20 protein-coding genes are annotated in these 19,991 nt (G+C 70.4%); 9 read left to right on the top strand and 11 right to left on the bottom strand.

Annotated features, from left to right (window positions below; all coding sequences use genetic code 11):
• Positions 1 to 66: 66 nt before the first annotated feature.
• From RMN98_RS10075 to RMN98_RS10065, 3 genes are all read right to left on the bottom strand, one after another.
• The gene (locus RMN98_RS10075; RefSeq protein ID WP_309648681.1) at positions 67 to 1,671 is read right to left on the bottom strand and encodes a hypothetical protein; all 1,605 of its coding nucleotides are present in this window, start codon (positions 1,669 to 1,671) and stop codon (positions 67 to 69) included.
• 60 nt (positions 1,672 to 1,731) lie between these two features.
• Positions 1,732 to 1,854: a hypothetical protein gene (locus tag RMN98_RS10070; RefSeq protein ID WP_309648680.1), complete on the bottom strand. Its 123-nt coding sequence runs from the start codon at positions 1,852 to 1,854 to the stop codon at positions 1,732 to 1,734.
• A 271-nt stretch (positions 1,855 to 2,125) separates the two neighbouring features.
• Positions 2,126 to 2,587: an ATP-binding protein gene (locus tag RMN98_RS10065; protein ID WP_309648679.1), complete on the bottom strand. Its 462-nt coding sequence runs from the start codon at positions 2,585 to 2,587 to the stop codon at positions 2,126 to 2,128.
• Positions 2,588 to 2,624: 37 nt separating this feature from the next.
• Between RMN98_RS10065 and RMN98_RS10060 the strand changes: the two genes are divergently transcribed.
• The gene (locus RMN98_RS10060) at positions 2,625 to 3,434 is read left to right on the top strand and encodes a thioesterase family protein (RefSeq protein WP_309648678.1); all 810 of its coding nucleotides are present in this window, start codon (positions 2,625 to 2,627) and stop codon (positions 3,432 to 3,434) included.
• Here RMN98_RS10060 and RMN98_RS10055 read toward each other — a convergent pair.
• Positions 3,420 to 4,202: an inositol monophosphatase gene (locus RMN98_RS10055; RefSeq protein WP_309648677.1), complete on the bottom strand. Its 783-nt coding sequence runs from the start codon at positions 4,200 to 4,202 to the stop codon at positions 3,420 to 3,422. The two genes, RMN98_RS10060 and RMN98_RS10055, sit on opposite strands and share 15 nt — an antisense overlap.
• Before the next feature lie 9 nt (positions 4,203 to 4,211).
• A complete protein-coding gene (locus RMN98_RS10050; RefSeq protein WP_309648676.1) occupies positions 4,212 to 5,270 on the bottom strand; it encodes an AbrB family transcriptional regulator in 1,059 nt (352 codons plus the stop codon).
• Between the two features lie 82 nt (positions 5,271 to 5,352).
• On the opposite strand from RMN98_RS10050, the gene RMN98_RS10045 reads away from it, so the two are divergent.
• Both RMN98_RS10045 and RMN98_RS10040 read left to right on the top strand, forming a co-directional pair.
• Positions 5,353 to 5,793: a VOC family protein gene (locus RMN98_RS10045; RefSeq protein ID WP_309648675.1), complete on the top strand. Its 441-nt coding sequence runs from the start codon at positions 5,353 to 5,355 to the stop codon at positions 5,791 to 5,793.
• Positions 5,794 to 5,811: 18 nt separating this feature from the next.
• Positions 5,812 to 7,095: an MFS transporter gene (locus RMN98_RS10040; RefSeq protein WP_309648674.1), complete on the top strand. Its 1,284-nt coding sequence runs from the start codon at positions 5,812 to 5,814 to the stop codon at positions 7,093 to 7,095.
• Positions 7,096 to 7,106: 11 nt separating this feature from the next.
• On the opposite strand, the gene opgC is transcribed toward RMN98_RS10040, so the two are convergent.
• Genes opgC through RMN98_RS10015 form a run of 5 tightly spaced genes read right to left on the bottom strand, consistent with a single transcriptional unit; the run spans position 7,107 to position 13,440 of the window.
• The gene (gene opgC / locus RMN98_RS10035) at positions 7,107 to 9,437 is read right to left on the bottom strand and encodes an OpgC domain-containing protein (RefSeq protein ID WP_309648673.1); all 2,331 of its coding nucleotides are present in this window, start codon (positions 9,435 to 9,437) and stop codon (positions 7,107 to 7,109) included.
• 2 nt (positions 9,438 to 9,439) lie between these two features.
• On the bottom strand, positions 9,440 to 9,910 hold the full coding sequence (locus RMN98_RS10030; protein ID WP_309648672.1) for an ATP-binding protein: 471 nt from the start codon (positions 9,908 to 9,910) through the stop codon (positions 9,440 to 9,442).
• On the bottom strand, positions 9,903 to 10,238 hold the full coding sequence (locus RMN98_RS10025; RefSeq protein ID WP_309648671.1) for an STAS domain-containing protein: 336 nt from the start codon (positions 10,236 to 10,238) through the stop codon (positions 9,903 to 9,905). Before RMN98_RS10025 ends, RMN98_RS10030 begins: the two co-directional genes overlap by 8 nt.
• Positions 10,235 to 12,229: a glycosyltransferase family 2 protein gene (locus RMN98_RS10020; RefSeq protein ID WP_309648670.1), complete on the bottom strand. Its 1,995-nt coding sequence runs from the start codon at positions 12,227 to 12,229 to the stop codon at positions 10,235 to 10,237. Before RMN98_RS10020 ends, RMN98_RS10025 begins: the two co-directional genes overlap by 4 nt.
• Entirely contained in the window at positions 12,226 to 13,440 is a 1,215-nt protein-coding gene (locus RMN98_RS10015; protein ID WP_309648669.1) for a SpoIIE family protein phosphatase, read from the bottom strand. Before RMN98_RS10015 ends, RMN98_RS10020 begins: the two co-directional genes overlap by 4 nt.
• A gap of 180 nt (positions 13,441 to 13,620) precedes the next feature.
• Here RMN98_RS10015 and RMN98_RS10010 point away from each other — a divergent pair, with 180 nt between their 5' ends.
• Complete coding sequence (locus RMN98_RS10010) at positions 13,621 to 14,370, top strand: response regulator transcription factor (RefSeq protein WP_309648668.1); 750 nt, start codon at positions 13,621 to 13,623, stop codon at positions 14,368 to 14,370.
• Here RMN98_RS10010 and RMN98_RS10005 read toward each other — a convergent pair.
• Positions 14,349 to 15,065 (bottom strand): potassium channel family protein, encoded by a 717-nt coding sequence (locus tag RMN98_RS10005; RefSeq protein WP_309648667.1) that lies wholly within the window; start codon positions 15,063 to 15,065, stop codon positions 14,349 to 14,351. The genes RMN98_RS10010 and RMN98_RS10005 overlap by 22 nt on opposite strands.
• A gap of 181 nt (positions 15,066 to 15,246) precedes the next feature.
• Here RMN98_RS10005 and RMN98_RS10000 point away from each other — a divergent pair, with 181 nt between their 5' ends.
• The 5 genes from RMN98_RS10000 to RMN98_RS09980 all read left to right on the top strand — a co-directional run.
• Entirely contained in the window at positions 15,247 to 16,020 is a 774-nt protein-coding gene (locus tag RMN98_RS10000) for an ABC transporter permease (protein WP_309648666.1), read from the top strand.
• Position 16,021: 1 nt separating this feature from the next.
• Positions 16,022 to 16,861, top strand: coding sequence for an ABC transporter permease (locus tag RMN98_RS09995; protein ID WP_309648665.1), 840 nt, complete (start codon positions 16,022 to 16,024; stop codon positions 16,859 to 16,861).
• Between the two features lie 6 nt (positions 16,862 to 16,867).
• Positions 16,868 to 18,205 (top strand): MCE family protein, encoded by a 1,338-nt coding sequence (locus RMN98_RS09990; RefSeq protein WP_309648664.1) that lies wholly within the window; start codon positions 16,868 to 16,870, stop codon positions 18,203 to 18,205.
• The gene (locus tag RMN98_RS09985; protein ID WP_309648663.1) at positions 18,205 to 19,287 is read left to right on the top strand and encodes an MCE family protein; all 1,083 of its coding nucleotides are present in this window, start codon (positions 18,205 to 18,207) and stop codon (positions 19,285 to 19,287) included. The genes RMN98_RS09990 and RMN98_RS09985 overlap by 1 nt, the downstream gene beginning before the upstream one ends.
• Before the next feature lie 7 nt (positions 19,288 to 19,294).
• Positions 19,295 to 19,991 (top strand): MlaD family protein (locus RMN98_RS09980; protein WP_309648662.1); only part of this gene is annotated, 697 nt, incomplete at its 3' end.

Here is a 19,991-nt window from a genome sequence, read left to right as displayed (position 1 = left end):
ACGAAGAAGTCGCGCCTCTTCCACCGCGGCTGTCGCCGGTGACGTGAAGCGAGCTCTCAGGTCACGTCACTTCCCGGACCCGTCGTAAGGCAGGCCGTTGAGCACCAGGACCTGCGCCGGCGCGGTGTCGGGCGCGACGATCACGCGCACCTCGGTGCCCACGAGGCCGTTGATCTCGTCGAAGTACGACCTCAGGTCACCGTCGCCGTCGAGGTCCGCGCCGGCTGTCCCCGCGAGGAAGTCGGAGTCACCCAGGTCGAGAGGCAGACCGTCAAGGCACCAACGGAGTTCGCAGAAGGTGAGTGTCCCGGTCAGCGCGATCGGCGAGGGGGTTGGATCCGGCTCGGACTCCACGGGGGGATCCGGTGGCGGTGTCGGGGTGGGGGCGGGATCTCCCCCCGGGGTCGGTGGTGACGGAGGCGAGAGGGGAGGACCCGGCGGGGGTGTCGGCGGGGGTGTCGGAGGGGGTGTCGGAGGGGGTGTCGGAGGGGGTGTCGGCGGGGGTGTCGGGGCCGGGGCCGGGGTTGGTGTCGGAGCCGAGGCGGGCGTGGTGGAGGGGGACGCAGTGATGCCTGGGAGCGCTTCGACGGCAGGTCCGGGAGGTGTTCGAGAAGGTGCATCCTGCCACGAGGCAAAGTGCCGCGCCACGGCAGCGAGCGCGTCGTGATCCTCGTGGAGCCCAAGATCACCAGGACCGCTGACGGAGAGATCCTCGATTGCCAGTGTCCAGAGCGAGGTGCCGGGGATGACCTGCTCTGGGGTGTCGTAGTCGCCCAGGCGGTAGGCGCGCTCCATGATGAGGACGCTCGAGACGTAGGCGCTCGAAGGGTTGTAGAGGTGGACGGCTGTGCGCTGCCTGCTTCGGGTGGTCAGGTCGTCGGGAGCGCTGCAGAGGAACACGGCCGTGGCGAGCGCGGCGTCATCGATGTCGTCGGGTGAGCGCAGCGAGTCCCCGTCCCCGTCGACGCCGATGACCGACCAGGTCGAGGGGAGGAGCTGCATCGGCCCGACCGCCCGGTCCCACTGTGGATCCCCGTCGACCCGACCGCCATCGGTGTCGCGGATCCCCGAAACCGGCCCGGTGCCGTCGAGGGCCACGCCACGGATGGCGGGGCTCGAGGTCCCGTCAGGCAGGAGGTGAGCGCCACCAGAGCGGCCGTGGTCGGACTCTGCACGGCCGATCGCTGCGAGGAGGGTCCACGACAGACCGCAGGAGGCATCGGCCCGGCCGATCACCAAGGCAGCGCGCTGGTAGGCCAGGAGCGCCGTCGTCGGGACGTCCAAGTCGGCGTAGGCCGACGCCGGGAGCTTGGCGGTGCCGTTGCGCTGCTGCCCCCACGCCTGGCCGGCCGAGAGGATGGGCGCCTGCATCGCCTGCATCGCCTGTATCGCCTGTATCGCCTGTATCGCCTGTACCGCCTGTACCGACTGCTCTGTGACGTCCGGTCCCACCCCGAACGATGCGCTGGCGACGAGCGGAGCGCTGCGGCCCGCCAAGGTCGACGCCGTGACCACCACGACCGTCGTCGCCGCCAACCCCGCCACCAGCAACCGCCGTGCCGCGACACCCTGCAGGCAGGCGCGGATGCCCCTGGCTGGCATTCCTCGCATGTCGTCCTCCGAGGGTCGGGTGCCGGCATGCAGGAGGTCCGCCTCGAGGTCGGAGAGCATGCGGTCTGGCGTTGTCGGCCCCACGGTGCGTCACCATCCTTGGGGATTTCTTGGGTGGGCTCAGCCGAGGACGGTGAGGGGGCCCTCGTGGTCGCCGGGCGGCTCGAGATCGTCGTGGTGGAAGGCGGCGAGGCCGTCCGGGAGGACGTGGTCGTCGGGGTGGGCGCCGCTGCAGGCGCGCACACGTGCGAGGAGGCTCGCGCGATCCGTGACAGGTCGACGGCCTCGGGGACATCGGGGCCCGCCAGGACCCCGCGGTAGTCGTCGCGCATCGACCGCGACCAGGACGAGAAGTCGAGCACCACGTCGCGCCCCGCCGCGACCAGGGCGAGCAGCTGGGTCTTGAGGAGTGCGCCGACTCGGCACGCGCGGTGCAACATTGCGCCGACTCGGCGTACCCGGTGCAACACTGCGCCGACTCGGCGTCACGTGGCCGCCGGACGCCCGGACGGCGTCACACGAGGACGGTGAGCGGACCCTCGTCGGGGGTGGGGACCTCGAAGTGGTCGTAGTGCTCGGCAGCGAGCGTCTCGGGGAGCACGAAGTCGTCGGCGTCGCTGCCGAGCCGGGTCCGCACCCGCGCGAGCACGGTCTCGCGGTCGGTGGCGAGGTAGATCGTCTCGGGGACGACCCCCACCTCGGCGAGCAGGCGCCGGTAGTCGTCACGCATCGCCCGCGACCAGAACGAGAAGTCCAGGACCACGTCGCGGCCGTTGGCGATGAGGTCGAGCAGCCTCGCGCGGAGCTCCGACTCGATCTCGGCGCGCACCTCCGGCGGCAGCGGGACGGTCCGGATGCCACGGCGCCACATCTCGACGTCGAAGGACAGCCGCACCATCCCGCCGGCCTCGAGACGCCGCGCGTGCGTCGACTTCCCGGAGCCCGAGGGGCCGCACATGAGGACCACCCGAGGCATGTCGGGAGCCTACGACGGGTCCAGGCACAATGACGCGGTGACCTCGGGAGACGACACGGCCTACTTCCACCGCCTCGCCACGGGGACCTTCCGGGCGACCGACCACGTCGGCGGCGCGTGGGACACCGCCACGCAGCACGTCGCACCGGCGCTCGGGCTGATGGTGCACGCCGTGGAGGCCGATCGGGTCGGTAGGCGCGACGACCCAGCGCTCGTGGCGCGGGTGTCCTTCGACATCCTCGGCACGATGCCGGTGGACGTCGTCGAGATCGCGGTCCAGGTCCTGCGCCCCGGTCGCACGATCGAGCTGGTCGAGGCACGGCTGCGCCACGCCGGCCGCGACGTCGTACGTCTCCGGGCCTGGCTCCTGCAGCCGGGGGAGACCGACCAGCTCGCGGGGACGGCGCTGCCGCCGATCCCGGGGCCCGACGACCATCCCCGGTGGGACGGGACGACGCTCTGGCCCGGCGGCTTCATCGCCTCGGTCGACGTGCGGCGGCACCTCCACGAGCCCGGCCGTGGCACCTTCTGGGTGCGCCCGCGCGTCCCGCTGCTCGCCGACGAGGACGTCAGCGCGCTCGCGGCGACCTTCGGCACCGTCGACATCGCCAACGGGATGGTCGTGCGTGCCGACCCCGGTCAGGTCGCCTTCCCCAACGTCGACCTGACGGCCCACGTGCTGCGCCCACCGTCCGGCGGCTGGGTCGGTTTCGACACCACCGTCTCCTTCGGCGTCGGAGGCCTCGGCATCACCAGCACCGTGCTGCACGACGTCGACGGCCCGGTCGGGACGATGTCGCAGGCGCTCACGGTCCGACCCGTGAGCCCGGCGTCAGCGTCGCGGTAGGGCCCCGACCAGCCCCTGCACCAGCTCGTACGTCGCACGGTCGGCCGCCGCGACCAGGCCGCGGACGGTCGGGTCCTGCGGTCGGTAGGCCTCGCCGCCGAACATCCCGACGTGACCACCCGCCTCGTGGAGCAGGAGCGAGCCCGGGGCGTGGTCCCACGGCTTCGCGACCCAGTAGAGGGCGTAGTCGGCGGCGCCCTCGACCAGGTGCGGGTAGTCGACCCCGCAGCAGACCCAGGTGAGGTCGAGCGCGCGCAGCGTGCCGAGCGCGCGTCCCAACCAGCTGCGGCGCGAGGTGACCCCGCGCAGGTCGTCGCCGAGGGGAGCCCGGACCAGGCGCTCGCCGTTGCGCCAGGCGCCGGCTCCGCGCTCGGCGACGTAGGCGACCTGGTGCTGGGGCTGCCAGATCCAGCTGCGCACGACCTCGCCGCCGCGCAGCTCGGCCACCATCACCGCGTGGTCGGGCGAGCCGTTGACGAAGTTCTTCGTGCCGTCGACGGGGTCGACGGTGAACGTGTGCTCGGCGGCGGCGTAGCGCTCCAGCAACGACGGGTCGGCCGCCGTCGCCTCCTCGCCGAGGATCACCGCGTCGGGGTAGGCGCGCAGCAACGCGTCGGTGAGGAGCACCTCGGCCTCGTGGTCGGCGACGGTCACCAGGTCACCGGGGTCCTTCTCCGAGACCTCGTGGGCGCTCAGGGCCTGGAAACGCGGGTTGATGACCTCCTCGGCCACGTCCCGGAGCAGGGTCAGGACCTCGTCTGTCTCCACGGGACGAACCTACCGACCCTCGTGAGCGCGCAGCCACCGGGCCAGCAGCGGGGTCAGCAGGAGGATCACCAGCAACCGGAACAGCTGCACCGCCATGACGTAGGTGACGTCCGAGCCGCTGTCCGCGGCAGTGGCGAGGACGGCGAAGAGTCCGCCCGGGGTCGTGGCGAGGTAGGCGGTGAGCCCGTCGACCGGCGTCAGCCAGGCGAGCGCCGATCCCATGAGGGCCGACAGCACGATCATGGCGACGATGAGTCCGGTCACCACCGGCAGCATCCGGGTGATCGCCGCCAGGCTGGCCCGGGTGAAGCGCAGCCCGACCTGGACGCCGATCAGGGCGTAGCCGAGCCACTGCAGCGGGACCGGCACCGACACCTCCCCGAGCCACCCGGCGGACACGACGACCGCGGCGATGGTGAGCGGGGCGAGCAGGGTCATCGTCGAGACGGGCACGAGCCGCGCCACCAGGAGGCCCCCGCCGACGGCGAGGGCGACGTACGCCGTCGAGGCGGCCAGGGAGCCTCCGGATCCCTCGAGCGTCCCCACGCCCGAGGCGGGGTCGAACACGACGGCGGTCACCAGCGGCATGGTGACGAGCACGATCAGGACCCGGAGGTACTGCACGACCGTCACGACCCGGTCGTCCGCCCCGAGGTCGCGCGCGACTGCGACGACCCCGGAGGCACCCCCGGCGACGAGGGCGAAGGCGCCGGTCACGGGGGAGACGTCACGTCGCAGTGCCAGGAGCCGCCCCGCCAGGAGGCTGAGCACGACGGTGCCCAGGGTGACCAGCAGGACCGGCCCGATCTCGCCGCCCATGCGGCGCAGCGCCTCGACGCTGACCAGGGTGCCGATGGTGACCCCGATGAGGGCCTGCCCGAGGCGGAACGCGGCGGCCGGCACCTTGATCTCGGTGGGCGAGGTGAGCGCGTGGGCCATGCCTCCGAGCAGCGAGCCGAAGAGCACCGCCGACGGCACGCCGACGAGCGAGAGCAGCACCGAGAGGAGCACGGTCACCGACACGACGAGCGTCACGCCGGTCAGCGGCGTGCGTCCCCGGTCAGTCACCACCTCACCCTAGGAGGCCCGCCGGGTCCGGCTGGCAGCACGTCTCGACGGGTGTCGGTGGTCGTGCCTAACGTCTACGTGCATGGACGTCAGAGAGATCCAGGTGACCTTCGACTGTGCCGACCCGGCAGCCCTGGCGGGCTTCTGGTGCGCGGCCCTCGGCTACGAGGTCGACCCGCCGCCGCCGGGCTTCGACACGTGGGACGCCGCACTCGAGGCGTTCGGGGTGCCACCCGACCAGCGCAACACCCGGTCGGCCTGTCACGACCCGACGGGCACCGGCCCGCGGCTGTTCTTCCAGGTCGTCCCGGAGGGCAAGTCCGCCAAGAACCGGGTGCACCTCGACGTCCGGGCGGCGCCGGGACTCCAGGGGGAGGAGCGGATGGCCGCGCTGGAGGCGGAGGGAGAGCGGCTGGTCGCCCTCGGCGCGACGCGCGTGGAGCGCCACGAGCCGGAGCCGCCGCTCAGCCACGGCTTCCTGGTGCTGCAGGACCCGGAGGGCAACGAGCTCTGCCTCGACTGACGCCCCTACGATCGAGGGGTGACAGCCGAGCCGCCGACCAGGACCGTGCTGACGGTCTGGGGCGTTGGCCTCGCGGTCTACCTCGTCGCCGTCTTCCACCGCTCGTCCCTGGCGGTCGCCGGCCTCGCGGCCAGCGAGCGCTTCGACATCTCCGCCTCGCAGCTGGCGGCCTTCACGATGCTCCAGCTGCTCGTCTACGCCGGCATGCAGATCCCCGTCGGGCTGCTCGTCGACCGCTTCGGGTCGCGCAGCGTCATGCTGGCCGGGACGCTGCTGCTGACCGGCGCCCAGGCGTTGTTCGCGGTCGCCGAGAGCTATCCGCTGGCCCTGCTCGCCCGCACCCTCGTCGGGGTCGGCGACGCGCTGACCTTCATCTGCGTGCTCAGGCTGGTCAGCCGTTGGTTCCCCGCCCGCCGCGTCCCCTTCGTCACGCAGCTGACCGGCACCCTCGGGCAGGTCGGTGCCATCGGGGCGGCGATCCCCATGACCTACGCGCTGGGTCGCTGGGGCTGGACCACCGCCTACCTCGGCGCGGCCGTGCTGGGCGCCGTGCTGGCGGTCGCGATCCTGGTCGCCGTCCACGACTCGCCCGACGGGCGCAACCTGCGCGGGCCGCGGATGTCGTGGGGTGCGGTCCGCCAGACCCTGGCGGCCTCCTGGGCGCACCCGGGCACCCGGCTGGGCTTCTGGATGCACTTCTCGACCCAGTTCAGCGCCACTGCGCTGTCCCTGCTCTGGGGCTACCCCTTCCTCGTCCGCGGAGAGGGGCTCTCGTCACGTCAGGCAGGGGTGTTGCTGTCCTTGATGATCGTGGCCGTCATGGTCAGCGGGCCGGTGCTCGGCTGGCTGATCGGCCGGCATCCCTGGCACCGCTCGACGATCGTGCTCACCATCGTCTGGTCGATCGTGGCGGTGTGGACCGTGGTGCTCGTCTGGCCGGGTGAGGCCCCGCTACCGCTGCTGGTGCTCCTCGTGCTCGTCGCGGGCGTGGGCGGGCCAGCATCGATGATCGGCTTCGACCTGGGGCGCACCTCCAACCCCGTCGAGCGGCTCGCGAGCGCCAGCGGCATCATCAACCAGGCCGGGTTCACGGCGTCCCTGATCCTCGTGGTGGCGATCGGCGTCATCCTCGACTGGCGCACCCCCGGTGCCAGCACGGCGTACACACCCGAGGCCTTCCGGTGGGCGATGAGCTCGCAGTACGTCCTGTGGGGGATCGGGCTCCTGCAGATCTGGCGCTACCGCCGGAAGGCGCGCGCCGTGATCGACCGGACCCAGCTCGAGTCCGGCGTCCTGGCCTGACGTCGGGAGCCCTACCGGTCGATGACGGTGGCGATGACGAACAGCACCGCGACGTGCGCGACGAGGACTCCCAGCGCGTGACGACCGACGGGCACGAGCACCCTGGCGACGGTCGAGGCCAGAGGGCGCCAGCAGGCCGTGACGAGGGCCGTGGCGACCAGTGCCGTGGCCGTGACGAGCGCGATGCGTCCTACCGGCAGGTCGACGCCGGCCACGAGGTCTGCGTCCAGGGTGCCGCCGTCGGCCCACCACCACCCGACCCCGACGGCGTACGCCGCGACGGCAAGACCGGCGACCAGCGTGCCGGTCCTGCCGCGGAGCCAGGCGGCGACCGCACGACGGTGGTGTCCCAGGACCAGGCCGTGGACGAAGAGGAGCTGCCAGGCCAGCGGTGGGTAGGTGTCGGCGAACTGGGCAGGCGACCAGGTGGGGTGCCAGGTCTGAGCGAGTCCCCAGAGCCCCCAGGACAGGACGAGTGCCACCCACGACAGACGTCTCCGCAGCAGGAGCAGCACGAGCGGGACCACGAGCCCGAGGAGCACGAACAGACCCAGGATGCTGGTGGCCCACGGGCCCATCTCCAGGAGCAGCAGGCGACGCGCCGCGTCCCACGGTGTGGGGTAGTCGAAGAGGTGGTCGGCGTCGGGGAACAGGTCGCGCACCTCGCCGGTGGCGGGGTCGCGGAGCCCCAGGAGCCGCTCGGCCCTGGCACCGGGGACGAGGCTGGCGACGTAGACCCCCAGTGCGGTCAGGACGGCAGCAGCGTAGAGGCGGCCGGCGCGCTTCAGGGAGCGCACGACGGGGGAGGACGCGATCGAGAGGCCGGAGAGCAGCACCAGCGCCTCGGCGACCGGAAGCACCCCGAGAGCCGAACGAGCGGTGTCGAGGTGTCCCAGGACGACGGCGACGTGACCTGCCACCACCAGGACGACCAGCGCCCCACGCACCAGGTCCAGCCGGGGATCGCGAGAGGCATCGGCTTCGACCGGACCTGCCCAGCTGGGCCGTGCGCGGACCAGCAGCGCCAGGACGAGCAGCCCCAGGAGCACCAGACCGCCGATGCCGAGAGCACGGGAGGCCGGGTCTGGAGTCACCCCGGCCGGGAGGTCACTGCCGGGCGCGGGCACGAAGGAGCCACCGTCGCTGATCGGGTTGCCGTCGGCGTCGCGGGGGGTGGTGTCCTCGACGGGCTCGCTGACCGGTCCCAGGTCCACCGTGGAGCGCTCGAGGTCGGAACGGATCGCGGCCGCGATCTCGGGGTCCGCCGTGACGCGCCAGTCCACCGCGGAGGTGTCGACCTCCGGCTCGATGCGGTCGACCTCCAGCCAGCTGATGAGGCCGATCAGGGGGTGGTCGGTGGCACCGCCGAACACCTGGCGCCACCACGACCGCTTGAGCTCGAGCTCCGTCGCGCCCTCGACGGCCGGGTTGTAGAGCGCCGAGGTCTGCACCAGCATGGGGCGGTCCCCGGCGGCCGCGAAGCGGTCGTAGAACGGCCGCCCGTTGGTGCCGTCGCCGTAGCCCCAGGTCTCGGCGAGCCGCGCGTCGAACTCGCCGCTCGGGACGACGTTGCTCTCGATCCCCTGGTCCTGACCGAAGCGGTAGAGGGTCAGACCGACCCAGTCGACGACGTCGTCGCCGGGGAAGTACGGACCGTAGGGGTCGTCACCGGGAGCCAGCCGCCCGTCGCCGTCGGTGTCCAGGGGCCCGACGTCGACCTCGTCGGGCAGCCCGATGTCACCGTCGGCGCCCTGCTCCTCCCGGTAGGGGTAGCCGGAGCCGTAGACGGGCGACCAGACCGTCTCCACATGGGGTGCCGTCGTGTCCAGGCCCTCGGCGAGCACGCGGAAGGCGGCCTTGTAGGCGACGGGCTGCTGGCCCCACGGCTCCCAGGAGCCGTTCATCTCGGCTCCGAAGCGTGCGAGGAACCAGGTCCCGAGCTCGCCGTGGAGCCCGTCGAGGAGCTCCCCGAGGGCCTCGGCGTCAGCGAGTCCGAGTCCCTCCAGTGGCGTGCGCGGCTGCAGGTCGACGACGACGACCGCACCTAGGGTCGCGATCGCTCGCACCTGACGCTCGAGAAAGGCCTGGTCCTCCCCGCTGATGGGGTAGTCGACCTGGAAGGTGAAGGACGAGGGTGCGGCGCCGAGCGCGTCGGCGTAGTCCTGGGGCACGGCGGTCTCGATGTCGAGCTCGGGACCGAACCAGGGAGCGCCGGGCTCGGGCCGCGGCATCGTGTCGTCCACAGCGGCGTGCGCCGGGACGACTGGAGCAAGGGTGAGGAGGGGCAGCAGCATCGCTGCTGCCAGGCCGAGGACGACGGCCGGCCGGAGGTGGCGCTGCACGATCAGTCGGCAGTCCGGAGGCAGAGGAGGTCCCAGAGGTTGCGGCCGTCGACGCGCTCGTAGGAGAGGTCGTCCAGGGCGGCGGTCGCGAGGGCCAGGCCGCGTCCTGACTCCGCCAGGGCGTCGGGCATGGCGACACCGCTGAGATCGAGCTCGGTGGGCAGCCCGTTGTCACCTAGGTGAGCCATCAGGTTCTCCTCGGTGATCCCCACGACGATCTCGAAGCGTCGCCCGTCCTGGCCGGGGATGTCGCTGTGGTCGGCCGCGTAGGCGTGCTCCACGACGTTGCCGAGGATCTCGATCACCGACATCTCGAACCGCATGCGGTCGCGGTCCGAGATGTCGGGAGACGTGCCCCACAGGTGCTCGAGCATGGCGTGCACCAGGTCCATGATCTCCGGCGTCGCCGGCGCCGACAGCACGAGGCGGCTCTCCAGGGTCGTGACGACCCGTGCGGGACCGGGATCAGTCATCGAAGGCACCCTCGACCGACTCACGAGCCCGGAGCACCCGGTCGAGGTTGGTGAGCTCGAAGACCGTCATCACTGCCGGTGACACCCGGGCGATGCGCAGGTCGCCGCCGGCCTGTCGGGCCGACTTGAGCCCCCCGATGAGGGCACCCAGCCCCGAGGAATCGAGGAAGGTGGTCTCGCCCAGGTCGACGACGATCCTGGTGGTACCGCCGCTCACGAGCTCGGAGAGGATCTCCTTGAGCCGCCGGGCCGAGACCATGTTGAGCCGACCCTCCGGTGTGACGACGCCGATGCCGTCGTCTCGGGTGTGGACCGCGAACTCGATCATGATGCTCCTTGGTGGGAAGTGCCGGCAGTCACCGGCACGGGGTCGGACTCGTCGGACGGTTCGTAGCCGCGGTAGAGCGCGGCCTTGATGATGACGGAGAAGATCAGCAGGTCGAAGGCCACCCAAACCATGTTGAACAGGCTGCCCGGGATGTTGGCCTGGCCCGACGCCATCCGCGCGATCCCTGCGAGGACCGCGAGGACGAGCAGGCCCATCGCCCACAGCTGGGGACGGATCAGGTGCCAGGCGGGGCCGGTGGGCTCACGCTTGGTCTTGGGCGTGACGGCGAAGTCGAGGCTGCGCCCGAGGAAGACGTTGCCGAAGGCCGTCGTGAAGGACGTGATCCAGACCGGGAAGAGAGCGAGGGAGTACTGCTGGCCGCGCCAGGTCTTGCGTCCGTCGGCCACCACGAAGAACAGCAGCTGGTTGATGACGAGGAAGGGGATCAACCGGACGAAGAACTCGAAGCTCAGGGCGTTGACGGGCAGGACGCCGAGCGTCAGGTAGACCACCGGTGCGCCGATGTAGACGAGCGCGGCGAAGCCCGACATGTAGCTCCACATGGTCGAGAAGTACATGAGGCGCTGGGCGAGGGTCAGTCCCTTCTGGACGAGGGGATTCTCCTTGAACATCACCTGCACGGTGCCCTGGGCCCAGCGCAGCCGCTGGGTCAGCATCGTCTGCAGGTCCTCGGGCGCCAGCCCCAGAGCCAGGACCTCGTCGTGATAGGCCGACTTCCACCCCAGTGCGTGGAGCCGCATGCAGGTCGCCATGTCCTCGGTGACCGAGATGGTCGCCATCGGCATCACCGCCTGGGCCTCGCCACCGCGGTCGACGTCGATGGCGTTGACGAGGGCCTGCACCGTCTCGACGGCGCCGAGGGGCGACCAGTCCCGGTGGGCCATCTGCTGCAGGACCTCGTCGTCCATCGTGGCCAGCGCGAGGTCGGGGTCGCTGCCGATGCCGTCGAGCTCCGCGATCACCGCCAGGTCCGACTGGAGCGCCTCGAGGTCGGCTGCCACCAGGTCCCTGCGGATGGCCCCGACGCGCTTCTGGAACCTGTAGGTCACGTCGAAGAGCGCGCCACCGCGCGCGAGATCCCGGCGCGCCCGCCCGATCTCCTGGAGGATGGCGTCGAGCGCCTCGCGTGCCTGAGCCTCGCCGGGGTCCAGCGTGCGCCTCGCCGAGCGCAGCACCGCACGGGCCGTCTTCAGCGCCCGGTGGACGCCCACCTCCACCTCGCCGACGTAGCGTGAGACGCCCAGCTGCATCAGGGCCTCACGACGGATGACGGCATTGGAGCCGCAGAAGAAGGCGGAGTTCCAGCCGTCCTTGCCCTGTTGGATCGGACCGTAGAAGAGCGGTGCCTGGCTGCCCAGGGGGTCTTCCTCCGGCACGTTCGTGAAGTACTGCGGCGTCTGGACGAGGGCCATCCTCTCGTCGACGAAGAAGCCCAGGGTGTGGTCCAGCATCTCGGGCTTCGGGATCATGTCGGCGTCGAGGATCAGCAGGAACTCGCCCTCGGTCGTGAGGAGGGCGTTGTTGAGGTTGCCGGCCTTGGCGTGCCGTGGCATGCCCGCCCACTCGGCAGACCGCGTGATCCACCCGATGCCCTCCGCCTCGGCGGCTGCGCGCATCTCGGGTCGGTTGCCGTCGTCGAGGACCCAGGTCTGGTGCGGGTAGGTGATGGCCCTGGCGGCGCGTGCCGTCGTCATCACGAGCTCGATGGGTTCGTTGTAGGTGGCGATGAAGACGTCGACCGTGAGCCCCGGCTCCGGCGGCGGGGGAGTCTCACGCTCCTTGAGCCGCCACATGCCCAGGCCGAAGAGCAGCGAGTCGATCAGGCTGTAGCTCTCCGCCACGACCAGTGGCACCGCGATCCACCACGCGTCCCAGTTGACCGAGAAGAGCCAGCGCCAGACGACGTAGTTGAGACCCAGCAGCGACGTCAGGATGACGATGACGCGGATCAGCAGCAGCCGACGGCTCACGGAGCGACACCCTCCGGGGGGGCGCGGAACACCGCCACGGCGGTGACGTCGTCGAGTGCTGTGCGGTCGCGGGCCAGGCGGGCGACGAGCTCGAGGAGCGTGCTCGCGTCGTCGGCCTTGCGGACCAGGGCGCCGACCTCGTGCCACCACTCGATCGGGTCGTCGATCAGGTCGAGGAGGCCGTCGCTGAAGACCAGCAGGCGACTGCCATGCCCCAGGGTGACCTGGTGCTCGGTCCAGTGGTCGTCGGGCAGGATCCCGAAGGGCCGGTCCTTGCTGTCCAGCCGTTGCTCGCTGCCGTCGCCGCGCACGAGCAGGCACAGCCCGGCGCCCGCGTCGACGTAGCGTGTGAAGCCGTCCTCGAGGTCGATGGCGGCCTCGAAGAGCGTCACGAACGACTCCGTGCGCTCGAGGTCGGGCAGCAGGCTGCGGGCGACCTGCGTCGCGGTGATGCCCAGGTCGACGCCGGCGGTGACGGCTGCATTGGTGCCGCGGATCGCGGCACGCACCCCGGCACCGACGAGGGCAGCGCCGGTGCCCTTGCCCATCACGTCGCCCAGCCCGAGATGGGCGACGCCGTTGGTGACGCCGTAGTCGTAGAAGTCGCCGCCCACGGCCAACGCAGGCAGGCAGAGCCCGTTGATCTCCCAGCCGTTCGTGCGCACGGCACGGGCCGGCAGCATGGAGGCCTGCACGTGGCCGGCCTGCGACATCTCCGCGGACGACACGAGCTCCTGCTCGGCCCAGGCCGCCATGTCGCGGAAGGCGACCAGCAGGTCACCCTCGAGCGTGCGTGGCTTCATGTCGTAGATGCAGAACGTCCCGACCACGTTGCCGATCGCATCGCGCAGCGGGTGGCCGGCGTAGAACCGGACGTTGCCGTGCTCCACCAGGGGCAGGTGCCGGAAGCGGTCGTCCTGCGTAGCGTCCTCGACGATCAGGAGCCGACCCTCGTCCGTGGTGCGATCACAGAACGTCTCCTCGCGGGGGAGCTCGGCCACGTCCACCCCCTGGGAGCTGGGGAACCAGGCTCGGTCGGCGTCCAGGACCGTGATCGTGGTCATCGGCACGCCGAAGACGGTGCGGGCCAGGCGGGTGATCCGCTCGAAGCGCTCGTCCTTCTGGCCCTCGGACAGCTGGAGGCTCTCGACCGCACGCTGTCGGCGTTCCTCGACGACCGGGTCGCGTGTCGAGCCTGCTGGGGGAGTCATAGGTGATCCTTCGGCTGGTGTCGCTTGCGGTGAAGGTGAACGTCCCCCACGGCCGTTCGGGCACAAGCCTCACACCCGGGCCCGAGTCGGTGCAAGCAAGCCACGCCGGTGGCGCTGCGTCGTTGCCCGCCACCGTTGGCTAGATTGGTCAGTGACCAGGCTAGGCAGGAGGTGACGGGCATGACATCAGCTCATCGGGCGGTGATCGTCGACGACGACGACGACATCCGCGACCTCCTGGTGCACGTGCTCGAGGGAGCTGGTCTCGAGGTGTCGACCGCCTCGGACGGCGTGTCGGCACTGCAGCTGATCCGCGACGTGCAGCCCGACCTGGTGACCCTGGACCTGTCGCTGCCGGACATGGACGGCACGGACGTGTGCCGCGCCCTGCGCGAGTTCAGCGACGCCTACGTCGTGATGATCACCGGCCGCGATGCCGAGATCGACCGTCTGGTCGGTCTGGAGGTCGGTGCCGACGACTACATGGCCAAGCCCTTCTCTCCGCGCGAGGTGCGCGCCCGGGTGTCGGCGCTCCTGCGTCGGCCGCGCCTGGGTGCGGTCGCCGTCTCGGCGCCCGTCCCCGACGATGACCCGACGACCACGCCGGCGGCCTCGAAGCCACGCGGCCCGGTCGACGTCGGGGGAGGGCTGGTGCTCGACGCCGCGCACCACGTGGCCGTGCTCGACGGTGAGCGGGTCATGCTCACGCCGGCGGAGTTCGACCTGCTCAACGCCCTGGCCTCGCGGCCGGGCACGGGTTGGGAGCGCGGTGACCTCGTGCGGGAGGTCTGGCAGGGCGAGTTCATCGAGTCGGACTTCCTCGTCGACGTCCACATCGGCAACGTGCGGCGCAAGCTGCGCCGGGCCGGCAGCGACCACAACTGGATCCGCACGATCGACGGGTCGGGCTACATCTTCGAGGTCGCCTGAGCCGCTCCGCCGTCATGCCCGTCGTGCCCGTCGTTGGGCCTGGCGTGGCGGATGGCGTTGAGGCCGACCAGTCGGGCCACGACGAGCGCCACGTAGAAGACACCGGCGACCTGCTCCAGCATCACCAACGACCGTGCGTGGTCCAGCACGGGGACGATGTCGGACAGTCCGACGCTGGTGAGCGTGGTGAAGGACAGGTAGAGCAGCTCGAACCACGCCTGCTCGCCGCTGCCCTCGCTGCCGGCGAAGGAGCCCGGCCAGACGACCTGGGCCGCGGCGTAGACGTAGGCGAAGCCCCAGGCGACCACGGTGAACGCGGCCCCGGTCGCGAAGAGCTCGTCGCGGGTGACCGAGTCGTCGTGGAAGAGGTAACGGATCATCCCGTAGGAGATGTAGAAGTAGAACGGCGCGTGGAAGAGCGCCGACACGAGCACGATCCACCCCGTCGACGGTTGCGCAGCCTCGAGCACCGTGAAGACCAGGGCCGGGCCGCCGAGGAGCACCGCCATCCAGCTGAGCGCCGGCGTGCGTCGCACGGCCCAGAGGGCGAGCCCCACGACCCCCATCTGCACGACCCCGACCACGCCGCGCCCGACGGCGGAGTCGTCGAGGAACGGGTAGGACAGCACGGCGAAGAACTGGGCGACGAGCAGCACGCCGGAGGGGTGGTCGCGGATGGTTGCCAGTCGGCTCACGATGGATTCCTCGGGTTGAGCTTTTCGCCCATCCTAGGGACGGTCACGGGGTTAGCCTGTGGCGACCGTCGCTCGTGACGGGTCGAGCCGGGGAGGGCACGACGTAAGGACGCGTCTCGTTGTGTGATAACAAGAACACGTTCTAGTGTGACGCCCGTTGTAGACATGGGGAGGTGGATCGATGGCGCTCAATGCTGTGTCGGTCCTCCGTGGGCCCGGCGAGCTGGCCGCGATGACCGTGGAGGTCGTCAAGCGGATCTTCACCAAGCCGTTCCAGTTCCGCGAGTTCGTGGAGCAGGCGTGGTTCATCACCAGCGTCACGCTGATGCCGACGATCCTGGTCTCCATCCCCTTCGGTGCGGTCATCTCGCTCCAGGTCGGCAACCTCACCGGACAGCTGGGCGCCCAGTCCTTCGCCGGCGCGACGGCCGTCCTCGCGGTGGTGCGTGAGGCCGCGCCCATCGCGGCGGCGCTGATCATCGCGGGCGCGGCCGGCTCCGCGATCTGCTCGGACCTCGGTGCGCGCAAGATCCGCGAGGAGATCGACGCCATGGAGGTCCTCGGCGTCGACCCGCTCGAGCGCCTGGTGGCGCCTCGTGTCGTGGCCACCATGTTCGTCGCGCTGATGATCATCGGCATCGTCATTGCCGCGGGGATCGGTGGCGGCTACTTCTTCACCGTCATCGTGCAGGGCGGCTCGGCCGGCGCGTTCCTGTCGTCGTTCACGGCGCTGGCCAGCATCACCGACCTCTACATCGCGATCATCAAGGCCGTCGTCTTCGGCGGCATGGCCGCGATCGTCGGTGCCTACAAGGGCCTCAACGCCGGTGGCGGCCCCAGCGGCGTGGGTCGCGCGGTCAACGAGTCGGTGATCGTGGCGTTCATGCTGCTGTTCTTCATCAACGCCGTGATCACCGCCATCTACTTCCAAGTCATCCCGCCCCCGGGGATCTGACATGGCCACCATCAGCTCCATCGCAGGCGCCGTCGTCGACGGGCGACGCACGTCGCTCGAGGCCTACGGCGACCAGCTGATGTTCTACGTCAAGGCCCTCGCCTGGACCCCGCGGGCGATCCGTCGCTACCCCCGCGAGATCACCAACACCCTGGCCGAGGTCACCTTCGGCGCCGGGGGACTGACCCTCATCGGCGGCACCGTCGGCGTCATCGCGTTCCTCGCGTTCTTCGCCGGCACCGAGGTCGGCATCCAGGGCTACGCCTCGCTGAGCCAGCTCGGGGTCGCGAAGTTCTCGGCGTTCATCTCCGCCTACTTCAACACCCGCGAGGTCGCACCGCTGATCTCCTCGATCGCGCTCGCGGCCACTGTCGGCTGCGGCTACACCGCGCGCCTCGGGGCCATGCGGATCTCGGAGGAGATCGACGCCCTCGAGGTCATGGGCATCCCGTCGCTGCCCTTCCTGGTCACGACCCGCATGATCGCGGCGTTCATCGCCGTCATTCCGCTCTACGTCGTGGCGCTGAGCGCCTCCTACCTCTCGCCGCGGCTGATCACCACGCTGATCTACGGGCAGTCGGCCGGCACCTACGACCACTACTTCCTGCAGTTCCTGCCACCCATCGACATCCTCTGGTCCTTCTTCAAGCTGCTCTTCCTGTCGGCGGCGATCATCCTGATCCACTGCTACTACGGCTACACCGCGTCGGGCGGCCCGGCCGGGGTCGGCATGGCCGTGGGCCGGGCGATCCGCACGAGCATCGTCTTCACCGTGGTGGCCGACTTCTTCCTGAGCTTCGCGATCTGGGGCTCGACCACGACCGTGCGGATCACGGGGTAGTCGCCGATGCTCGTCAACATCCACCACGACTCCCCGGCCGAGCACCGCCGGCTCCTCGTCGCCGGCGTGGTCTTCCTGACCGCCATGGCTGCGCTGGTCTACCTGTCGGTGGCGATCTACCAGAAGAAGTTCGACACCGTCACCATGGTGACCGTCAAGGCCGACCGGGCCGGGCTCCAGCTCGCCAAGTTCGGCGACGTGCGCCTCAACGGTGCCTTGATCGGCCAGGTCCGCAGCGTCGAGCAGGACGGCGCGATGGCCTCGATCGAGGTGGCGCTCGAGCCCGAGGCGGCGCAGGAGATCACCGAGGACGCCCGCGTGCAGATCCTGCCCACGACGCTCTTCGGGCAGAAGTTCCTCTCGTTCATCCCCTCGGGGCAGCAGGGGGGCACGCCGTTGCGCGACGGCTCGGTGATCCCGGCCGGCCAGGTCGAGACCAACGTCGAGCTCAGCCAGATCCTGGCCGATCTCTTCCCGCTGCTGCGCGCGGTCCGTCCCGCAGACCTCAACGCGACCCTTAACGCCCTCGCCACCGCGCTCGACGGACGCGGCGACCAGCTCGGTGACACCATCGAGGAGCTCGACTCCTACCTCGACGCGATCGACGACAGCCTGCCCACGCTGCGCCGGGACCTCGTCGAGCTGGCGGCGGTCGCCGACACCTACGACCTCGCCGCACCGGACCTGATCGGGGTGCTGCGCAACCTCACCGTCACCAGCAAGACCGTGGTCGCGAAGCGTCAGGAGCTCGACGTCTTCTTCACCGACGTCGCGGGCCTCTCCGACACCACCACCCGGGTCCTCTCCGACAACGAGTCCGACCTGATCCGCATCGGTGAGGTCACCGCGCCGGTGCTCAAGCTGCTCGAGATCTACTCACCCGAGTTCCCCTGCCTGATCAAGGGCGCCGCCCGTTACCGCCCGCTGCTCGCCAAGACCTTCGAGGGCAACGAGGTCAAGCAGTTCATCGAGTTCGGCACGGCCCAGTACAAGGCCTACGACGAGAGCGACCTGCCGGAGTACGGCGAGGTCGGTCACGGCCCGTGGTGCTCCGGGCTGCCGTTCCCGCCGGTCCCGATCGGGCCCAACTCGTTCGCCGACGGCTCCGACATCGACGAGAACCCGCCCACCAGCGACCTCCCGATCCTGCCGGTCCCGGGCCTGTCCAAGGCGGCCGCTGCGGCGGGGTTCGGCTCCGGCATGTCCAGCGGCTACGCCGGCAGCCAGGCCGAGCAGGCCGTCGTCAACGCGCTCCTCGCCGGGCGCTCGGGACGGGCCGCCGAGAGCTACGGCTCCCTCGGCTCGCTGCTCTACGCCCCCGTGGTCCGGGGAGGTGGTGCCTGATGTCGCGCAACAGCGTCTTCGTCTCCTCGGGTGTCAAGCTGCTGATCTTCACGATCATCTCGGTGCTCGTCACCGGGCTGCTCGCCGCGATCATGGGCAACCTCGGCTTCGGTGCCGGTCGTGAGTACCGCGCCGTCTTCACCTCCGCCTCGATGCTCGAGAAGGGCGACGACGTCCGGATCGCCGGCGTCAGCGTGGGGGAGGTCCGCAAGGTGGAGCACCACGACCGCACCCAGGCGCTCGTCACCTTCCGGGTCAAGGCCGACGTGCCCATGACGACCGCAGCCCGGGCGGAGATCCGGTTCCTCAACCTCGTCGGCGACCGCTACCTCGCCCTCGAGGAGGGAGTCTCCACCGACGCGCAGCCGCTCCAGGAGGACGACGTCCTGCCGGTCGAGCAGACCAGCCCCGCCCTCGACCTCACCACCTTGTTCAACGGCTTCAAGCCGCTCTTCCAGGCACTCCAGCCCGAGCAGGTCAACGAGCTCACGATGAACCTCATCCAGGTGCTCCAGGGGGAGGGCGGCACGATCCGCGGCCTCCTGCAGAACACCGCGTCGCTGACCAACGCGCTCGCGGACCGCGACCAGCTGGTCGGCGAGGTGATCGACAACCTGAGCACCACCCTGGAGACCGTCGACAGCCGCCGCGAGCAGCTCAGCACGCTGGTGGTGGAGCTCAAGGACTGGATGGGCGACCTGGCCCGCGACCGTGACGTCATCGGGTCGTCGCTGGGCAGCATCAGCGACCTCACGGTGGTCCTCGCCGACCTGCTGCGCGAGAGCCGCCCAGTGCTCAAGGCCGACATCGCCGAGCTGCGCAAGCTCGCGGTCCTGCTCAACAAGAAGGCCAACCAGGAGCAGGTCGTCGAGCTGCTCGACCGGCTCCCCGAGTCGATGACCGACCAGACCAGGACCGGCACCTACGGGTCTTGGTACAACTACTACATCTGCGGCTTCGCAGGGAAGATAACCCTGCCGGAGCTCCAGGTCCCGGGCATCCCCCAGGGTCTGCTCAACCAGCTCCTGTCGGGCCTCGACGACATCGAGTTCCACTCGAGCGCGCCGCGGTGCAACAGGTGATGACGACGTGAAGCGCTACACCGACGCCCAGATCCTCCGCCTCGGAGCGATGAGCCTGGTCGTGATGCTCGTGATCATGGCCGCGGCCTTCAACCTGTCGAAGTTCCCCGGCTTCGGCGGCACGTCCTACACGGCGGTGTTCGCCGACGCGAGCGGCATCCACCGCGGCAACCTGGTCCAGGTCGGCGGCATCCGGGTCGGGCGCGTGCAGGACGTCAGTCTCGAGAACTCCACGGTCATCGTGAAGTTCGAGGTCGACCACGGGGTCGAGTTCGGCAAGGACAGCGAGGCCTCGATCGAGGTCCTCAACCTCCTGGGGGAGAAGTACCTCGAGCTGACGCCGGCCGGCGACGGTCAGCTGGCCGAGGACACCCCGATCCCGCTGGAGCGCACCGAGTCGGCGTACGACATCGTCGGGGTCTTCGGCGATCTGACGACCACGACGGAGGAGATCGACCGGGACCAGCTGGTCCAGGCCCTCGACGTGGTGTCCACGACCATGACCCAGGCAGCACCCGAGATCGAGGCGAGCTTCGACGGCATCGCCCGACTGTCCGAGACCGTGGCGTCTCGCGACTCGCAGATCCGAGCCCTGTTCGCGAACTCCAAGGCGGTGACCCAGCTGCTGAGCCGCCGTCCGGTGGGCCGACGTTGCCGCCGTCCGGTGGACCGACGTTGCCGCCGTCCGGTGGGCCGACATTGCC

Source organism: Nocardioides sp., assembly GCF_031397825.1.
Lineage (GTDB): Bacteria > Actinomycetota > Actinomycetes > Propionibacteriales > Nocardioidaceae > Nocardioides.
This window is presented reverse-complemented; position numbering and strand designations above follow the sequence as displayed.

Excerpts from the sequence above, each read along its gene's own strand:
- RMN98_RS10010 (WP_309648668.1), top strand. The coding sequence starts at position 13,621 with ATGACATCAGCTCATCGGGCGGTGATCGTCGACGACGACGACGACATC.
- RMN98_RS09990 (WP_309648664.1), top strand. The coding sequence starts at position 16,868 with ATGCTCGTCAACATCCACCACGACTCCCCGGCCGAGCACCGCCGGCTC.
- RMN98_RS10045 (WP_309648675.1), top strand. The coding sequence starts at position 5,353 with ATGGACGTCAGAGAGATCCAGGTGACCTTCGACTGTGCCGACCCGGCA.
- RMN98_RS09995 (WP_309648665.1), top strand. The coding sequence starts at position 16,022 with ATGGCCACCATCAGCTCCATCGCAGGCGCCGTCGTCGACGGGCGACGC.
- RMN98_RS10000 (WP_309648666.1), top strand. The coding sequence starts at position 15,247 with ATGGCGCTCAATGCTGTGTCGGTCCTCCGTGGGCCCGGCGAGCTGGCC.
- RMN98_RS10075 (WP_309648681.1), bottom strand. The coding sequence starts at position 1,671 with ATGCTCTCCGACCTCGAGGCGGACCTCCTGCATGCCGGCACCCGACCC.
- RMN98_RS10065 (WP_309648679.1), bottom strand. The coding sequence starts at position 2,587 with ATGCCTCGGGTGGTCCTCATGTGCGGCCCCTCGGGCTCCGGGAAGTCG.
- RMN98_RS10030 (WP_309648672.1), bottom strand. The coding sequence starts at position 9,910 with ATGACTGATCCCGGTCCCGCACGGGTCGTCACGACCCTGGAGAGCCGC.
- RMN98_RS10015 (WP_309648669.1), bottom strand. The coding sequence starts at position 13,440 with ATGACTCCCCCAGCAGGCTCGACACGCGACCCGGTCGTCGAGGAACGC.
- RMN98_RS10025 (WP_309648671.1), bottom strand. The coding sequence starts at position 10,238 with ATGATCGAGTTCGCGGTCCACACCCGAGACGACGGCATCGGCGTCGTC.
- RMN98_RS09985 (WP_309648663.1), top strand. The coding sequence starts at position 18,205 with ATGTCGCGCAACAGCGTCTTCGTCTCCTCGGGTGTCAAGCTGCTGATC.